Origin of the sequence: Brevibacterium sp. 50QC2O2, from assembly GCF_024580675.1 — a bacterium.
Taxonomy (GTDB): domain Bacteria; phylum Actinomycetota; class Actinomycetes; order Actinomycetales; family Brevibacteriaceae; genus Brevibacterium; species Brevibacterium moorei.
Window position 1 is genome coordinate 18567 of the sequence record NZ_JANIJZ010000017.1, and the last position, 16650, is coordinate 35216.

General features: G+C 64.8%; 14 protein-coding genes and 2 tRNA genes. 5 read left to right on the forward strand and 11 right to left on the reverse strand.

The genetic code is table 11. The features are described from left to right. The first annotated feature begins 3 nt into the window (after positions 1 to 3). The 5 genes from NQ038_RS12710 (at position 4) to NQ038_RS12730 (ending at position 4333) form a co-directional block, all read left to right on the forward strand. Complete coding sequence (locus NQ038_RS12710; RefSeq protein ID WP_257058767.1) at positions 4 to 1521, forward strand: AbgT family transporter; 1518 nt, start codon at positions 4 to 6, stop codon at positions 1519 to 1521. A gap of 217 nt (positions 1522 to 1738) precedes the next feature. Continuing rightward, entirely contained in the window at positions 1739 to 2230 is a 492-nt protein-coding gene (locus tag NQ038_RS12715) for a DUF3592 domain-containing protein (protein ID WP_257062741.1), read from the forward strand. A gap of 4 nt (positions 2231 to 2234) precedes the next feature. Beyond that, entirely contained in the window at positions 2235 to 3170 is a 936-nt protein-coding gene (locus tag NQ038_RS12720; protein WP_257058775.1) for an AEC family transporter, read from the forward strand. 438 nt (positions 3171 to 3608) lie between these two features. Then, on the forward strand, positions 3609 to 4046 hold the full coding sequence (locus NQ038_RS12725; RefSeq protein WP_257062742.1) for a hypothetical protein: 438 nt from the start codon (positions 3609 to 3611) through the stop codon (positions 4044 to 4046). A gap of 137 nt (positions 4047 to 4183) precedes the next feature. Continuing rightward, complete coding sequence (locus tag NQ038_RS12730) at positions 4184 to 4333, forward strand: hypothetical protein (RefSeq protein WP_257058779.1); 150 nt, start codon at positions 4184 to 4186, stop codon at positions 4331 to 4333. A gap of 247 nt (positions 4334 to 4580) precedes the next feature. Here the strand turns inward: NQ038_RS12730 and NQ038_RS12735 are convergent, their stop codons facing one another. The 11 genes from NQ038_RS12735 to dnaN all read right to left on the reverse strand — a co-directional run bounded on the left by NQ038_RS12735 (position 4581) and on the right by dnaN (position 16544). Then, positions 4581 to 5105 (reverse strand): DUF3592 domain-containing protein, encoded by a 525-nt coding sequence (locus tag NQ038_RS12735; RefSeq protein WP_257058781.1) that lies wholly within the window; start codon positions 5103 to 5105, stop codon positions 4581 to 4583. Positions 5106 to 5155: 50 nt separating this feature from the next. After that, positions 5156 to 6175 carry a hypothetical protein gene (locus NQ038_RS12740; RefSeq protein ID WP_257058784.1) on the reverse strand — a complete coding sequence of 340 codons (1020 nt, stop codon included), beginning with the start codon at positions 6173 to 6175 and terminating at the stop codon, positions 5156 to 5158. Between the two features lie 157 nt (positions 6176 to 6332). Next, positions 6333 to 6405 (reverse strand) — tRNA-Ala (locus tag NQ038_RS12745). 159 nt (positions 6406 to 6564) lie between these two features. Then, positions 6565 to 6638: transfer RNA gene (locus tag NQ038_RS12750), tRNA-Ile, on the reverse strand. Between the two features lie 190 nt (positions 6639 to 6828). Then, a complete protein-coding gene (locus NQ038_RS12755) occupies positions 6829 to 7986 on the reverse strand; it encodes a DUF3566 domain-containing protein (protein ID WP_257049308.1) in 1158 nt (385 codons plus the stop codon). Then, the gene (gene gyrA / locus NQ038_RS12760; RefSeq protein ID WP_373456824.1) at positions 7983 to 10688 is read right to left on the reverse strand and encodes a DNA gyrase subunit A; all 2706 of its coding nucleotides are present in this window, start codon (positions 10686 to 10688) and stop codon (positions 7983 to 7985) included. Before gyrA ends, NQ038_RS12755 begins: the two co-directional genes overlap by 4 nt. 52 nt (positions 10689 to 10740) lie before the next feature. Further along, entirely contained in the window at positions 10741 to 12741 is a 2001-nt protein-coding gene (gene gyrB / locus NQ038_RS12765) for a DNA topoisomerase (ATP-hydrolyzing) subunit B (protein WP_257049309.1), read from the reverse strand. Between the two features lie 197 nt (positions 12742 to 12938). Further along, entirely contained in the window at positions 12939 to 13655 is a 717-nt protein-coding gene (locus NQ038_RS12770) for a M50 family metallopeptidase (protein WP_257049310.1), read from the reverse strand. 70 nt (positions 13656 to 13725) lie between these two features. Continuing rightward, complete coding sequence (locus NQ038_RS12775) at positions 13726 to 14235, reverse strand: DUF721 domain-containing protein (protein ID WP_257049311.1); 510 nt, start codon at positions 14233 to 14235, stop codon at positions 13726 to 13728. Further along, positions 14232 to 15365, reverse strand: coding sequence for a DNA replication/repair protein RecF (gene recF / locus NQ038_RS12780; protein ID WP_257049313.1), 1134 nt, complete (start codon positions 15363 to 15365; stop codon positions 14232 to 14234). Before recF ends, NQ038_RS12775 begins: the two co-directional genes overlap by 4 nt. A gap of 33 nt (positions 15366 to 15398) precedes the next feature. Further along, a complete protein-coding gene (gene dnaN / locus NQ038_RS12785) occupies positions 15399 to 16544 on the reverse strand; it encodes a DNA polymerase III subunit beta (RefSeq protein ID WP_257049314.1) in 1146 nt (381 codons plus the stop codon). Positions 16545 to 16650 lie beyond the last annotated feature (106 nt).

Below are 16650 nucleotides of genomic sequence, written 5' to 3' on the forward strand. Positions count from 1 at the left end.
CGGATGAAGGGGATGTTGAAGACCTTCGACGTGATCGAACGCGTCGGCAACAAGATCCCCCACCCGTTCTGGCTGTTCTGGATCCTGGCCGCCTGCGTCATCGTGCTCAGCGCGATCCTGGCCGGCATCGGGGTCTCCGCGGTCAATCCGGCCACCGGTAAGACCGTGGCCGTGCAGTCCCTGATCAGTGCCGACGGTCTGCAGACGATCATCGGCGATGCGGTGACGAACTATGCCACGTTCCCGCCCCTGGCCACCATCATCACCGTGCTGTTGGGCATTTCGGTGGCGCAGCGCTCCGGTCTGATCGACTCCCTGCTCCACCGCATGGTCGCCCGGGTCCCCGCCCGCTTCCTGACGTTCGCACTGGTCATTGCGGCGATGGTCAGCCACGTGGCCGGTGATGCCGCCTACGTCACGATGATCCCGTTAGGCGCGTTGATCTTCCGGGCAGCCGGGCGCAGTCCGCTGTTGGGCATCGTCGTCACCTATGTCGCCATCTCCGCCGGCTATGACGCATCGCCGTCACTGACCTCGACCGATGTGCTGCTCTCGGGCATTTCCACGGCCGCGGCGCATACGATCGACCCGGACTACTTCGTTTCGCCGGTCTCGAACTACTTCTTCGGGCTCGCATCCTCGATCCTCATCGCCGTGGTCATCACACTCGTCACCGAAACCGTCCTGGCCCGGCACCCACACCTGACCACCGACGATGATCTGGCCGAACTGAGCTCCGACGACCGGGCCAAGCTGGAGGGCACGGCCAAGGACCGGAAGGCGCTGAACGTGACGGGGATCGTCGCCGTGCTGTTCATCCTGGGTCTGATCGCGGCTCTGATCCCGCACACCTCGCCCCTGCGCGGCGAGGACGCGGGCATCCTCAATTCCGTGGTGTTCACCGGTATGGCGTTCATTCTGGGCTTCTTCTTCGCCCTGTTGGGTGCCGTCTACGGGTTCGTCAGCGGCAACTTCACCAAGCCCACGGAAATCATCACCGGCATGATCGAGGGCGTGAAGTCCCTCGCCCCGATCCTGGTGTTGTTCTTCGCCATCTCACAGTTCCTGGCCTACTTCAAGTGGACCAAGATGGGCGAGGTCCTGGCCATTTCGGGTTCGGACATGTTGGCCAAGATCAACGCTCCGGCCTGGGCGATCCTGCTGGGCATCATCGTGATCGTCACGATTATGAACTTCTTCATCACCAGCGGTTCGGCACTGTGGGCATTGGCCGCTCCCGTGTTCATCCCGATGCTCATGCTGCTGCACATCAGTCCCGAGGTCACGCAGGCCGCCTACCGCATCGCGGATTCGGTGACGAACTGTGTGACTCCGATGAGCCCGTACTTCGTCATGGCCCTGGGCTTCATGCAGCAGTACAAGAAGAAGGCGGGAATCGGCACCCTGGCGTCCTTCACGATCCCCCTGTCGGTCGTCATCTGGGTCGTCTGGGTCGCGTTCTTCCTCATCTGGTACCTCATCGGAATCCCGGTGGGCCCCGGCGCCCCGGCCGCGGTCTGAAAACCGACGAACCGATAGGCCGACACATGTAGGAGTCCGTTCACTCGCGGGGTCGAGGCCACCGCGAGTGAGCGCCCACCGCACGAAATCGTGCCCCGGGGCCCCGTGAGGTTACACTCGCGGGGCCCTTCTTCGCGCAACTGGACAAACACCTACATGTGTACCAGCATGAGCACTGACCCGAATTGCATAAACAGGTAATCCAAAAGGGGTGTCGATGTCTCCAAAGGCCGCAGGTCTGGGGTTGCCGATCATGTGGCTGTGTGTGGGCTTGGCACTGCTGCTACCCGGACTGTTGATGCAATCCATAGCCCGGCAGGACGCATCGCACCGCAACACCCAGACCACCGCCATTGTCCTGGACGGGGCGCAGGAGGAGAAAACAACCAGTGGACACTGCAAACGGGGTTCGTGCAATACCAAGTACGAGTGCCATTTCGACTATCAGTTCACACCCATCGGGTCCGATGACGTCATAACCGGCAATGCCTCCGACCGCAATGAATGCGATACCGCAGATGTGGCGGGCGCCCAACGGACCATCTTCTACGATCCACACGATCCCGGCGACAACGGCATCAATGATCCCAATGCCGGTTCCAACCGCTGGCTGGGCCTGTGGATGTTCGTCATTCCGGGTGCAGCGCTGGGCATCTACGGCCTGGTCACCGGAGCCATCGCACTGCGTCGCCGGCGGGGGAGAGGATGAACCCATGAATGGTGTTCTCACAGGGTTCGCGATCGTCGGCAGCATTATCGCGGCCGGCTATATCGTGGATCGGATCGGCTTCCTGGGCGAACAGGGCGAGCGGGTCCTGTCCCGCACCGCCTTCAACCTGGCCTTCCCCGCCTTCATGTTCTCCACCCTGGCCACCTCCCACTTAGCCGAGCTGGTGAGGCCCGATGTGCTGGTCGTCGTCATCGCCTCGCTGACGGTGATGACGATCTTCATTCTGGTGTCGGCCCTCGCCCGCTGGGGAGTGCAGCGGGCCCTGATCGGCGCACTGGCCTCCAGCTACGTCAACGCCGCCAATCTGGGACTGCCAATCGCGACCTATGTATTGGGCAGCGCGGACATCATCCCGCCCGTTCTGCTGTTCCAGCTGGTCTTTGTCGCCCCACTGACTCTGGCGGTCCTCGACGTGTGCACCGGCACCGGCCGGGGCCTGTGGGGCAGGGTGCTGCGGCCATTGCGCAATCCGGTGGTCGTCGCCTCGCTGGCGGGAGTGGTGGTCAGTGCCACCGGGCTCGGAGCCCGCCTGCCGGACCCTGTGCTGGAACCGTTCCACCTGGTGGGGCAGGCGACGGTACCGCTCATGCTGCTGGCCTTCGGCATGTCCCTGCGCGGGAACGGTCGGCCCTTCACCGGGGGCGACACCGCCGGGATCCTGACCGCGGTGATACTCAAGGCTGTGATCGCACCGACGGTGGCGGCGCTGACCGCCCTGTTCGTCTTCGGCCTGTCCGGGCCCGAAGCCCTGGCCCCGGTGCTCTGTTCGGCCCTGCCGACGGCGCAGAACGTCTACGTCTACTCCCAGCGCTACCCGCAGGCCACGGTGTTGGCCCGTGACACCGTCTTCCTCACCCTGTTGGTGGCCGTGCCGGTGTTGGTGGTGCTGTCCTTGGTGTTGGCGGTTCGGCCCGGATGACCCGGGATCATCGTTCCCATCATAGGGCTGTAGGCGATCCGGACCCGAGCCGCGACCGGCGATACGATGATGGTGCCGGCCAATGAAGATATGCCGGCTGAGTCGCCACGGTGTCATCTCCTCCCACACTGCAACCTGAGGCCCATTGTGCCCAGGGCCCGGCGACCGAGTGCCGAACCGGAGTCAAAAGGGAAGAAGATAGCGACCACCATGAGGAACCGATTCGTTTTAGGTCCGGCCCTGGTAGTGGCGTTGTCCACTCTGTCGACCTCCTGCACGGGTGCCGATCATGAGGCGGAATCGAAAACCATCGTGGCAACAGACGCGCCGTCGCCGTACCCGGGGCGGTGTCCGGGGGCTCAGGCCGAGGACCTTAAAACTGCCGATGCTGGGGATGTCAACGTAGCGCTCATCCCCACATTCCAAGGCAACCCCGATATGGACACCGTGGCTCATCCCAACTACAACGTGCCCTTCGATACGAAGCGCGCACTGCTTGTACTGACGACGAACAAAACCGGCTACCACTTCAGCGCACAGGACGTCTCCGATGTCACCGTCCTAGCTCAGAAGATCGAGGACGTTGATTCCGGCCAAAGCAATGCGTGTTCGACTGTGAAAACCATGGTGTCCTTCATCGGCACTGTGCCTGGCGACGCAGTGCACGATCCGGCAGGTCTATGGGAAGTCCGGGCCGTGGGCAAACCTCTTTACAAACCTTCAGCCAGCCGCTTGGTCCGGCTGAAGGTGCTGCAGACCTATACGAACCGTGCCGCTGATTTCTACTATGCCGCTACAGTTGCGAAAGTCGGCGACGATAGGGTCCAGAACACTGCCGGTTTCCGCCTCCTCGACTACTACTACGCGCATCGGTGAGTGTGTCCCTGGCGCTATTATCCCGGTCCTGATCTGGGTTGGGCACGGCGGAAATGGTCCCTGCCGTGGTCAAGTCCATACTCACAGGTGTAGGACGATAGACGAACGCCATTGCCCCTGTCGATGAGACGATTCGTTTGAAGCTGGTCGACGGTGCAGACAAGGTGCGGTATAAGAGTGCCGTGGAAGCGTTCCGTCTCACGAAGAACAACGGGGAAATCAAGTATCTCGGCGCAGCCTCCTCCGCCAAGCCGGCGATCTTCGAGCTCACGCGCGAAAGATCATGAACCTGGCTGACGAGAATTCGGCACGATGCCGCACGGGGGCTTTTTATGCCGGATTCAGCTTGGTTAGGCTGGATCGTATGACAGATGCAACGAACAATCCCACCCGGTTCCATCTCGACGTCGATCTGTCCGAGTAGGCCACCGCCCGGTCATAACACCACGTGTCCGCGTCCTCGGGCGAGTACACCCGACACCGGTCGTCGACCCGTTCCACCAGGCCACGGGAGCATCGTCATGAAGCCACGGTCTATTTGGACTCATCGGTTTTCCGGCGCCTCGGGAGGCTCTTCACCCCCACGCCAAGAACAAAGATCCCGAGGAAGACGAAGAGGATCCACCCATACCTGTCCATCAGGGAACTCGGGTCACGCAACGAGGATTCGGTTATATCCTCCGGGTTGAAGAAGACCTGGCGCTGCGCTCCGTTGGCCTGTTCATCCCCGCATTCGTCGTCATCCTCGTACTCTCCGTGGCCTTCTCCACCCATCGGCGCAGGGAAGACGTACTGGAACGAGCAGTAGTATTTCCTACTGCAGCTGTGCCCACTACCATTGCAGTCCGACACAGACCTTTCGTGCGGATCGCCCTTCACCGTAGCGGTGGCCGTGGCGGTCAGGGTCGCGGCATCATGTTGGCCGTAGTAGCCGAAAAGCGCCCCGAACACGAACATGATGGCGCTGAAGCCAAACGCGATGATCGGCAGAATCCACTTACCGCCGGGGGACTCCTCTTCGAAGTCCGACATCTTCCCGAACGGATTCTCATCAGCCATCCGCGATGTCCCCGAGCAGCACACTACTTAACTTGATCATGTAATTTACGCTACCATCCGGACGTACCGTGGTCACGGGCAAATTGTTCAAGTTCATCAACAGCGTCGCTGAAAGCGTTCGCCTGATCGGACAGCTTGGTGAAGAACACGAACGTCGTGAAGATGGTGCGCCGGTCCAGCACCGCCAGTCGGTCATGTGCCGTGTTCAGAAGCCGCTCACGCTGTGTCGGCAGCTCATGATCGGATGGTTCAGCGCGGGATAGTTGTAACTCGATACTCCGCAGTCTTTGGCGATCGCCTCGGACGGATTTACCCAGGGTAGCCAGGAGCAGCAGGGGGAGTGCCCCGAGAATCGGCCAGATGATGCCCACCGTCAAGAACGGAGTGGCAACGTGATCTCTAAACGTCTGCAGTTTCGGCCTGTCGATCAGCCACGATGCCGCCTCGACGATGCCGGCGACACCATCACCCCATTCGCCCTTGTCCAGCCGTTCAAGAGACCCAGCATACGGCGCAGAACTCCTCGAACCGGACTTCCCCGAATGTGCGGACGTCTCATGGAGGATCGAACTCTGGTGATACGCCAGCTGGTTGTAGTCCAGATTGCCACCGAACACGGTGCCGGCAGCATACCGCGTATGTTTCGAATCCATTGAACCCTCTTTGCCCTTCTGCGCAGAGAGGCTCACGAGTATGAAGTCATCGGCCCAGCGCGGCTCTGCCGATTCGTCCGCTCTATCCGTCAGATGGAGTTCGGGATGTGCCTGCGCCCATTTCCAGGTCTCGTCGAGAAGCCGATCATCCTTGACACCATGCTGGTCCCAGTGTGTCCAGACCACCAGACGAAGCCCCGGATGGTAGAAGCGAGCAGTGGCCAACTCTTTGGAGAGATCCTCGTGATTCAGGATCTCTGCTTCGTCGTGTAGTTCAATGGAGGCTGCAGCATGCGGCGGTGGATGCGGACGGAGTGCGCCCCAGATTCCTCCGGCAAGCAGCACCACCACCATGACGATCGTCAAGGCGATATGGCACCGGATCGTCCACTCCAACCGAACCCTGAAGACATTCATATAAATAAGCTATCATTTTCAAATCACCACACCCCGGGTTATCGGCAGGAACGTGTGTACACGATCAGCCCCGGCCGCTCATACTGGACAGCGAAGAGGCCCGGAATCTCAATGATTCCGGGCCTCTTCTTACGAGTGCTGTCTCAATGTACTCGAGTGGAGGTAAGGGGACTCGAACCCCTAACCCCCTGCTTGCAAAGCAGGTGCGCTACCAATTGCGCCATACCCCCAGGGATGTCCATTCTACACAGAATCAGTGTAGTCGGACCATCTTCGATGATCGCGTTGCCGGCGATTTCTCAAACCGAGCACCGTTCCGACGACGACTGTCAGAACTCCTGCAATCGAAAACCACTTCTTCAACGAGACTCCGTTCACCGTGGTTTCCGTGGGCCTTGGAGGACTTGAACCTCCGACCTCTTCGTTATCAGCGAAGCGCTCTAACCGCCTGAGCTAAAGGCCCTTATCGGGTCAACCGAGATATAACTCTATACGACAGGACAGCACATGCAAAATCGACTCGATGAGTCTTCCATCACACGATGGAACGCCGCTTCAGAAGCCGCTCCGCGACTGCGCACACGACTCGACAGCACCCCACCCTAATGCGCCGCGGGCCCCGATCCACGATCGGGGCCCTCGGCGGAATGGAATCAGTCGTCGGTCAGCGTCAAATGGAAGCCGCCCACGATCGATGCCGCAAGGTTGTACAGGAAGGCGAACAGCGTCGCCAGCGCGGTCAACAGCACGATGTTGATCACGGAGATGATCACGGCGAACGACATCACGCGCCCCAGCCCGAACAGTGCGATGAGCGAATCGGCCGATTCTGAACCGGCGATCTCGCTCAGTGCGCCCTGCAGACTGTCCAGCGTGCCGGTGGCCGACAGGACGAACCACAGCACCAACGACGCCACGACGACCACGATGCCGATCGCCAGCGACAGCAGGAAGCTCATCTTCATGACCGACCACGGATCGACGTTCGCCACCGTCAGTCGCACGGTCCGCGGGCCCTTGCGCTTCTTGCCCTTCTTCCCCGATCCCTTGCCGGAGTCCCGCGCGGGTGCGCCGGTGCCAACCGTCGAAGACGGGGTCCCGGCACCGGTTGCGAACACATCCTCACGGGGGCTGCTGGTCTGGGTCGCGCTGCTCGTCGCAGCCCCGGGCGAGGCCACCGCGGGGGCCGCGACCGTAGCCGTTGCCGGCGCGGCACTTCCCGTGGCGGGGAGCACCGAGGTCGCGTCGGCCCCGCCGGCCGCCTGCGGTGCCGAGCCCTGCCCGTTCCCGGTCTGGCCGTATCCGGCGGAATTCGCCGGCGTCCCGCTCGCGGAACCACCGGTGCTCTGCCCGGGGCGCGCCTTATCAGGGCTGCCCAGGCGCACACCGGAGCTGGCCTTCCTACCCGTTGCCGAATCGGATGCCGAGGCCCCGGAATTCCCCTGCGCTTGGCTGCCGGCGGCTTGTCCTCCCGCGGTCTGGGCGCCGGAGGCCGCGCCCCCGGATGACTGTGCATCGGACGTTGAGGCCCCTGACGACTGCGAGGTGGCCGCCTGCGCCGTGGGTGCATTGCCTGTTGATGCCGCGGCGGCGCCGGCGGAACCGGCCGCGGAGCCAGGGGCCGTAGAGCCGGAGGCGGCAGGAGCCCCGGACTTGGACTCGGACTTCGCGCCGTCAGGGGCGGCGGGGGAGGCACCTGCAGAGGCGTCCGGTGCGGGCTTGTCCGAATCTCCGGAGCCCGCGGTCAATCGCGTCCCCTTGCCGGACGAGGTCCGGATGATCTTGCCCGGTTTGGTTTCGCCTTCGCTCACTGCTCTTCACCCTCCGCGGTCTCGTCGGCGGTCTCTCCGCTGGTCGGGTCCAAGGCTACCCGATCGGCCTGGACCGCTTCGGGAGCCTCCTCGGACACTGCTGCGGAGCCCTCGACACCGGCTGCGGCCTCGGCCCCTTCGACTTCTTCGGCCCCTTCGACTTCGCCGTCGACCTCGGGCCCACGGGTGACTGCCAGGATCCGGTCCTTCTTGCCCGGCTTGGCGAAGACCACGCCCATCGTGTTGCGGCCCTTGGCGGGGACCTCGTCGATGGACGAGCGCACGACCTTGCCGCGCTCCATCACGACCAGAACCTCCTCGCCGTCCTCGACGATCAGACCGCCGGCCAGGCCGCCGCGTTCGTCGTTGAGCTTGGCGACCTTGATGCCGTAACCGCCGCGGCCCTGCACCCGGTACTCCTCGACCGGGGTGCGCTTGGCGTATCCGCCCTCGGTCACCACGAACACATAGGTGCCCGGCGTGATGACGTCCATCGCCAACAGCGCATCGTCGTCCTTGAACTTCATACCCGTCACGCCCGAGGTGGCACGGCCGGTGGGCCGGATCGCCTCGTCGTCTGCGGCGAAGCGGATCGACATCCCGCCACGGCTGATCAACAGCAGGTGGTCGGTGGGTTCGACGATCCGCGCGGAGACCAGCTCGTCGGGATTGCCGTCGGCGTCCTCGCGCAGATTGATGCCGATCACACCGCCGGAGCGGTTCGAATCGTATTCGCTCAGGCGCGTCTTCTTCACCAGGCCGGACTTGGTGGCCAGCACCAGATAGGCCGCGGCCTCGTAGTCCGGGATGGACAGCACCTGGGCGATCGTCTCGCCGGGCTGCAGTGCCAACAGATTAGCCACGTGCTGGCCCTTGGCGTCGCGCGAGCCCTCCGGCAGCTCATAGGCCTTGGCACGGTAGACCCGGCCGGTGTTGGTGAAGAACAGCAGCCAGTTGTGCGTGCTGGTGACGAAGAAGTGCTCGATCACATCGTCACCGCGCAGCTTGGCGCCCGTGATGCCCTTGCCGCCGCGGTGCTGGGCGCGGTAGAGCGCCGACTGCGTGCGCTTGGCGTAGCCACCGCGGGAGATCGTGACGACGACCTCCTCCTCAGGGATCAGGTCCTCCATCGACATATCACCGTCGAAGCCCGCGATGATGCGGGTGCGGCGGTCGTCGCCGTACTTGTCGACGATCGTGGCGAGCTCTTCGGAGACGATCTCGCGCTGCCGGGCGGGGGTGCCCAGAATGTAGTTGTACTCGCGGATCTGCTCCTCGATCCGGGCGGCCTCCTCCTCGATCTTCTGACGCTCGAGGGCCGCCAGGCGGCGCAGCTGCAGGTCCAGGATCGCATTGGCCTGGACCTCGTCGACCTCCAGCAGCTCCATCAGGCCGGTGCGCGCCTCCTCGGACGACGGCGAGCGCCTGATCAGGGCGATCACCGCGTCCAGGGCGGACAGCGCCTTGAGGTAGCCGCGCAGGATGTGGGCGCGTTCCTCTGCCTTGCGCAGGCGGAACCGGGTGCGGCGCACGATGACGTCGATCTGGTGCTTGACCCACAGGCGCAGGAAGGCGTCGATCGACAGGGTGCGCGGCACATTGTCGACCAGGGCCAGCATGTTCGCGGAGAAGTTCTGCTGCAGATCGGTGTGCTTGTACAGGTTGTTCAGCACGACCTTGGCCACGGCGTCGCGCTTGAGCACGATGACCAGGCGCTGGCCGGTGCGGCCGGAGGACTCATCGCGCAGATCGGCGATCCCGCCGACCTTGCCGTCCTTGACGTAGCCGGCGATCTTCGCGGCCAGCCGGTCGGGGTTGACCATATACGGCAGCTCGGTCACGACCAGGCAGGTCCGCCCCTGGATCTCCTCGACGTTGACCACCGCGCGCTGGGTGATGGAGCCGCGGCCGGTCCGGTAGGCGTCCTCGATGCCCTTGCGGCCCAGAATGGTCGCGCCGCCGGGGAAGTCGGGGCCCTTGATGATGCCCAACAGGGCCTCGAGCGTTTCGTCCTTCGTGGCCTCGGGGTGGCTCAGCAGCCACTGCGCACCGGCGGAGACCTCCCGCAGATTGTGCGGCGGGATGTTCGTTGCCATGCCCACGGCGATGCCGTTGGAGCCGTTGACCAGCAGGTTCGGGAACCGGCTGGGCAGGTAGACGGGCTCCTGGTTGCGCCCGTCGTAGTTGTCCTGGAAGTCGACGGTCTCCTCTTCGATGTCCCTGACCATCTCCAGGGCCAGGGGCGCCATCTTGCACTCTGTGTACCGGGGTGCGGCAGCGCCGTCGTCGCCGGCGGAACCGAAGTTGCCCTGCCCGGACACCAGCGGGTAGCGCATGGTCCACGGCTGGACCAGGCGGACCAGGGCGTCGTAGATCGCCGAGTCGCCGTGCGGGTGGTACTGGCCCATCACATCGCCGACCACGCGCGAGCACTTGTTGAAGCTGCGGTCGGGGCGGTAGCCGCCGTCGTACATCGCGTAGAGCACGCGCCGGTGCACGGGCTTGAGACCGTCGCGCACGTCCGGCAGCGCACGGCCCACGATGACGCTCATCGCATAGTCCAGATAGGACCGCTGCATCTCCAGGTTCAGATCGACCTGGTCGATCCGCTGGGCGATGGCGCCGGCCGCCACCTCCTCCGCGGTCGGTTCGGCCGCGCCGTCGAGCGGATCGGTCTGATTGTTATCGGTTTCGTCAGCCACGTGTGCCTGGTCCCCTTCGTGAAGTAGGAAAGTCTAAGAAGTCGGATATCCGTCAGATGTCCAGGAAGCGGACGTCCTTCGCGTTCTGCTGGATGAAGCGCTTGCGCGAATCCACGTCGTCGCCCATGAGCACGGTGAAGATCTCGTCGGCGGCCATCGCATCGTCCAGGGTGACCTGTTTGAGCAGCCGGTGTTCGGGATCCATCGTCGTCTCCCACAGTTCGTGGTAGTTCATCTCGCCCAGACCCTTGTAGCGCTGGATCGCCTGGTCCTTCGGCAGCCGCTTGCCCGCCGCGCGGCCCTCGGCCAGCATCCGGTCGCGTTCGGCATCGGTGTAGGCGTAGTCGTGCGGGGCATTCGACCACTTCAGGCGGTACAGCGGCGGGGTCGCCAGGTAGACGTAGCCGTGTTCGATCAGCGGCTTCATGTACCGGAAGATCAGCGTCAGCAGCAGGGTCGTGATGTGCTGGCCGTCGACATCGGCATCGGCCATCAGCACGATCTTGTGGTAGCGCAGCTTGGATTCGTCGTATTCCTCGCCGATCCCCGTGCCGAAGGCCGTGATCATCGACTGGACCTCCATATTGGACAGGGCCCGGTCCAGGCGCGCCTTCTCCACGTTGAGGATCTTGCCGCGCAGCGGCAGGATCGCCTGCGTGATCGGATTGCGGCCCTGCACGGCCGAACCACCGGCCGAGTCGCCCTCGACCATGAAGATCTCGGAGATCGTCGGGTCCTTGGACTGGCAGTCCTTGAGCTTGCCCGGCATGCCCGAGGACTCCAGCAGGCCCTTGCGGCGGGTCGCCTCGCGCGCCTTGCGGGCCGCCATCCTGGCCTGCGAGGCCTGGATCGCCTTGCGCACGACCTCCTTGGCCTGGTTCGGATTGGATTCCAGCCAGTGGCCCAGTTCGTCGCGCACGACCTTCTGCACATAGCCCTTGGCCTCGGAGTTGCCCAGCTTGGTCTTCGTCTGGCCCTCGAACTGGGGTTCGCCCAGTTTGATGGAGATGACGGCGGTCAGGCCCTCGCGCACGTCCTCGCCCGTGAGGTTCTGGTCCTTCTCCCGCAGCAGCTTCTGATCGCGGGCGTAGGAGTTCAGCAGGCTGGTCAGCGCGGTGCGGAAGCCCTCCTCGTGGGTGCCGCCCTCGTGCGTGTTGACCGAGTTGGCGTAGCTGTGCACGGACTCGCTGTAGGAGGTGGTCCACTGCATCGCGACTTCCAGCGCGATCATCTGGTCGGTGTCCTCGGCCTCGAAGGCGATGATGTCGTCGTTGACGATCTCCGTCTTCTTGGTGCTGTTGAGGTACTTGACGTAGTCCAGCAGGCCGTTCTCGTAGTGGTACTTGACCTCGCGCGGTTTGAACGGCGCGTCCTCGTCCGCATCGGTCACCTGCACGTCGTCGTCGTCGATCTCCGGCTTGCGCTCATCGCGCAGGGTGATCATCAGGCCCTTGTTCAGGAAGGCCGTCTGCTGCATCCGCTGGCGCACGGTCTCGAAGTTGAAGACGACCGTTTCGAAGATCTCCGGGTCCGGCCAGAAGGTGATGACGGTACCCGAGGTGTCCGTCGCCTCGCCCTTTTCAACCGGTGCCGTGGGTGCGCCGCGGCGGTAGCTCTGCCGCCACACATAGCCGTCGCGGTGGATCTCCGCGTCCAGGCGTTCGGACAGGGCGTTGACCACGGAGGAACCGACACCGTGCAGACCACCGGAGACCGCATAGCCGCCACCGCCGAACTTGCCACCGGCGTGCAGCACGGTCAGCACGACCTCCAGGGTGGACTTGCCCTCCTTCGGGTGCATCTCCACGGGGATGCCACGGCCGTGGTCGACCACCCGCAGGCCACCGTCGGCCAGGATCGTCACCTCGATGGTGTCGTTGTAGCCGGCGAGTGCCTCGTCGACCGAGTTGTCGACGATCTCGTAGACCAGGTGGTGCAGACCGCGTTCGGAGGTCGAACCGATGTACATGCCGGGGCGTTTGCGGACCGCCTCCAGTCCTTCCAGGACGGTGATATCACTGGCGTCGTAATGCTGGGATTCCTCGGCAGCCATGGAACTCCTCGTTAGAATGCGGACAAACTGGCACAATCACGTTCAATTCTACCAAGTCCTGCCCTGGAATTCGCCTTCAGCACGCCCTGGAAGCCGTTTTTCGCGACTTTTCCGTCCTCGGACGTACCCCAGCTCATCCGACGGGAGGAAAATGGCGCCTGTGGCGGTTTCCGCAGTTCCGACTCCCGGGCTCGGAATCAGATGGTGAGCATATTCCACACGAGTCGGGCCGAAACCGAGGTCGCCGCCAGCAGGACCAGGGCCATGAGCACGATCCACAGCCAGGCGGGCACCCCGGTGGCCTGTGCCAGGATCGCCGCGTCCGAGGATGCCAGGTCCCGGCGCCGGTGCGCTGCCAGCAGGTTCCCCAGTCCCCGGTAGGCGCCCACCAACAGGAACAGTCCCAGGCCTCCCACCACGTACCCCAGCAGGACGCCGGGCACGTAAAGCGCTGCCAGACAGGCCGCGGCCACGACCAGCACGTCGAGCGCGATGGCCAGGAAGCCGCGCATGAACACCAGGCAGACCAGGAGCAGTGCGCCGCCGAGCACCAGGGCCAGGCCGGCACGCCCGAAGCAGGCGGCGGTGATGAACAGCGCGCCCACCACGGCCGGCGCCGGATAGCCCCAGAAGGTGGAGAACGGTGCGCTGGCCGCGGTGCCGCGCGAGCTGGTCAGGCCCGAATGGTCACCGGAGACCCGGATCGCCACCCGGCGCCGCCCGCGCAGCAGGCCCGTGAGCCCGTGGCCCAGTTCGTGGACCACCGTGACCACGAGCCCCGCATAGCGCCACAGCGGGGGCACCACCACCAGCGCCAGGACTATCCCGGCGGTCACCAGGAGCGCCTGCGGAGCGGCCGGGGCGGGGGTGGGGGAGGTCAGGACGGTCAGCAGACGGCCGGGGATCTCTTCCATGAACACCATCTTCACAGCCGGGCCTGGCAGGAGGCCGAGGAGGCCACCCGGGGGAGTTGGGTGCAGGGGACTAGCCATAGGTGTCGCGGGGCCCCCGGCCCTTGATGGAACGGCGCCCATGACTCCACGACTTCTGCTTCGGCCCCAGGATCTCGATATCGTCGATCACCCGGTGTCCCAGTTCGCGTTCGAGGCGGTCCAACAGGGAGAACGTCATGATCTTCAGCTGGGTGGCCCAGGTCGTCGAGCTCGCGCGCACCGTCAGCTTGGGCGGGTCGATCTTCACCGGTTCGCAGTGCTCGGCCACCTCGGGGCCCACCAGGCGCGGCCAGGAGCCCAGCAGCATCCCCACATCCAACTGGGTCCGCCAACCGTAATCGCGGGTCAGCACGGCCAGGTCGTCCGCCAGTTTCCGCGGATCCCTGGCATCGGCGCCCGCCCCGGAGTACTGGGGTTCGCGGATGCCGCGCGGAGTCCGGCGGAAACTGCCGGAGTAACCGGGGCGCGAACCCTCACCCATCCGCCTGACCCGGTCGAGGGCCTCGAGCGCGGCCAGGGGCGGTTCGTCCTGTGCGGTCATGCCGTCCCCGCATCCGCGGCGGACAGGTCGATCCGGGCGCCGGCCAGGTTCTCCGGGATGTCGGCGGCCACCGCGGCGGTGATGAGCACCTGCTGGGCACCGGCGACCATCTGGGCCAGCCGGGTGCGCCGACCCGCATCCAGTTCGGCGAACACATCGTCGAGCACCAGCACCGGTTGCCCGTCCTCGTCGCCGGCGTCATCGCGCAGCACCTGCCACCCGGCCAGCCGCAGGGCCAGGGCCAGGGACCAGCTCTCGCCGTGGCTGGCATAGCCCTTGGCCGGCACGCCGCCGATGAGTAGTTCGACATCGTCGCGCTGCGGTCCCACCAGAGTCAGGCCCCGGTCGATCTCCTTGCTCCGCCGGGAGGCCACGGCCTCGACGATCGCGTCCTCGTACCCGGCGGTGGTGTCCAGCCCCGTGTAGTCGATCCGGCTGGTGTAGCGCGCCGCAGCGTCCTGGCGCTCGGGCCGGGCGTCCAGGGCCACGGCCTTGAAGTCCCTGGTCAGGGGCGCAGCCAGGCGCTCCACCAGGTTCCGCCGCCCCATCACCAATTGTGCGGCGGCCTGGGCGAAGGCCCTATCCCAGATGTCCAGGGTCGATTCCAGTGCGGGGTCGGGCCGGTTCTTCAGGCTTTTGAGCAGGGCGTTGCGCTGTTTGAGGGCCCGGTCGAAATCGCTGAGCACAGCGGCATAGCGCGGCGCTCCCTGGACCAGCAGGGTGTCGAGGAAGTCGCGCCGCCCTGCCGGATCCCCCTTGACCAGGTCCAGATCCTCCGGGGCGAAGACGACGGTGGGCAGCAGGCCCAGGACGTCGCGGGTGCGCACGGGCTGCCGGTTGATCCTGGCCCGGTTGGCGCCCTTGGCCTTGATCGTGATGTCGAGGGTGACCGAACGCGGGCCGCGGTGGGCCAGCAGCGACACGACACCGGATTCGCATCCGACGCGCACCAGCGGCACATCATTGGCCACCCGATGGGAGCGCAGGGTCGAGACATAGCCCAGCGCCTCGACGAGATTGGTCTTGCCCCAGCCGTTGGGCGCGACGAACGTCGTCACGCCGGGGCGCAGATCGAGTTCGAGGTGCTCATACGACCGGAAGTCGTGCAGGGCCAGTTTGGATACCCACATAGCGCTAGCGACCCTACCCGGGTCAGTGCCCGGTCAGAAGCGGATGATCGGCATGAGCAGGTACCGATAGGTGGAATCGTATTCGCCGTCGAGCTCCTGCTGGCCGGTGATGACGACGGGCTTCTTCGGTTCCGTCAACGAGAACCGCACGAAGGGCGTATCGATCTGGGCCAGTCCGTCGGCGATGAAGTGCGGGTTGAAGCCTGTGGTGATGTTCTCCCCGTCGATCGTCGCCGGCAGCGCCTCCGAGGCCTGGGCGTCATCGCCCTGGCCGGCCCGCAGGGTCAGCGCGCCGTCGGCGAATTCGAAGCGGATGGGGGTGTTGCGCTCGGCGACCAGGGAGACGCGCCGCACGGCCTCGCGCAGGGCGGAGGTCTCCAGGATCGCGGAGATCGAGGCCTCTTTGGGGAACAGTGAGCGCACCTTCGGGTAATCGCCCTCGACCAGCAGTGAGGTCATGACCCGGCCGTTCGAGGAAATCGCCAGCATGTCCTTGCCACCGGATTCCGCCAGCGCGATCTGGATGTCCCCGCCCATGGCCTTGGCGGCATCCGTCAGCGTCTTCCCGCGCACCAGGGCGTTGGCCTCGAAATCAGCGGCCTTGGGATTCCACATGAATTCGCGGACCGCCAGGCGGTAGCGGTCGGTCGCCAGCAGGGTCACGGTGTTGCCGGTGATCTCCATCCGCACGCTGGTCAGGATCGGCAGGGTGTCGTCCTTGCTCGTGGCCACGCCGACCTGGTTGACCGCGTGCTGGAAGGCCTCGGCGCCGACCACGCCGGTGGTCGCGGGGACCTGTGGCAGAGCCGGGTACTCGTCGACGGGCATCGTCATCAGGGTGAAGCGGGAGGAGCCGCAGTTGACCGTGACCTTGTTCTCCTGCAGTTCCAGGGTCACCGGCTGTGCCGGCAGCGCTCGGGAGATCTCGGCGAGCAACTTGCCGGAGACCAGGAAGGTACCCGGCACCTCGACCTCGGCGGCGATTTCGGCGCGGGCCGATACTTCGTAGTCGAAAACGGCCAGGTGCACGGAACCCGCGGGATCGGCGGTGATGAGGATGCCGGTGAGCACGGGAACGGCGGGACGCTGGGGGAGTGTCTTGGTGGTCCAGGTGACCGCTTCGGCCAGAATGTCCCGTTCCACCTTGAACTTCACAGTCGGTGCGGCCTCAGCGTTCACGTCTCTCCCGAAATCCATCGTCTACAGGGTTGTGCGCCGCCCATGCGCTGCAGCGGCAGACGCACTCATGCGCGCGGACTCCCCATCCTATCGCACCGGGGAATCG

Bases quoted from the DNA above. Each gene is read 5' to 3' on its own strand.
- NQ038_RS12710 (WP_257058767.1), top strand. From the start codon at position 4: ATGAAGGGGATGTTGAAGACCTTCGACGTGATCGAACGCGTCGGCAAC.
- NQ038_RS12715 (WP_257062741.1), top strand. From the start codon at position 1,739: ATGTCTCCAAAGGCCGCAGGTCTGGGGTTGCCGATCATGTGGCTGTGT.
- NQ038_RS12720 (WP_257058775.1), top strand. From the start codon at position 2,235: ATGAATGGTGTTCTCACAGGGTTCGCGATCGTCGGCAGCATTATCGCG.
- NQ038_RS12725 (WP_257062742.1), top strand. From the start codon at position 3,609: ATGGACACCGTGGCTCATCCCAACTACAACGTGCCCTTCGATACGAAG.
- NQ038_RS12735 (WP_257058781.1), bottom strand. From the start codon at position 5,105: ATGGCTGATGAGAATCCGTTCGGGAAGATGTCGGACTTCGAAGAGGAG.
- NQ038_RS12740 (WP_257058784.1), bottom strand. From the start codon at position 6,175: ATGAATGTCTTCAGGGTTCGGTTGGAGTGGACGATCCGGTGCCATATC.
- gyrB (WP_257049309.1), bottom strand. From the start codon at position 12,741: ATGGCTGCCGAGGAATCCCAGCATTACGACGCCAGTGATATCACCGTC.
- NQ038_RS12770 (WP_257049310.1), bottom strand. From the start codon at position 13,655: ATGGAAGAGATCCCCGGCCGTCTGCTGACCGTCCTGACCTCCCCCACC.
- NQ038_RS12775 (WP_257049311.1), bottom strand. From the start codon at position 14,235: ATGACCGCACAGGACGAACCGCCCCTGGCCGCGCTCGAGGCCCTCGAC.
- recF (WP_257049313.1), bottom strand. From the start codon at position 15,365: ATGTGGGTATCCAAACTGGCCCTGCACGACTTCCGGTCGTATGAGCAC.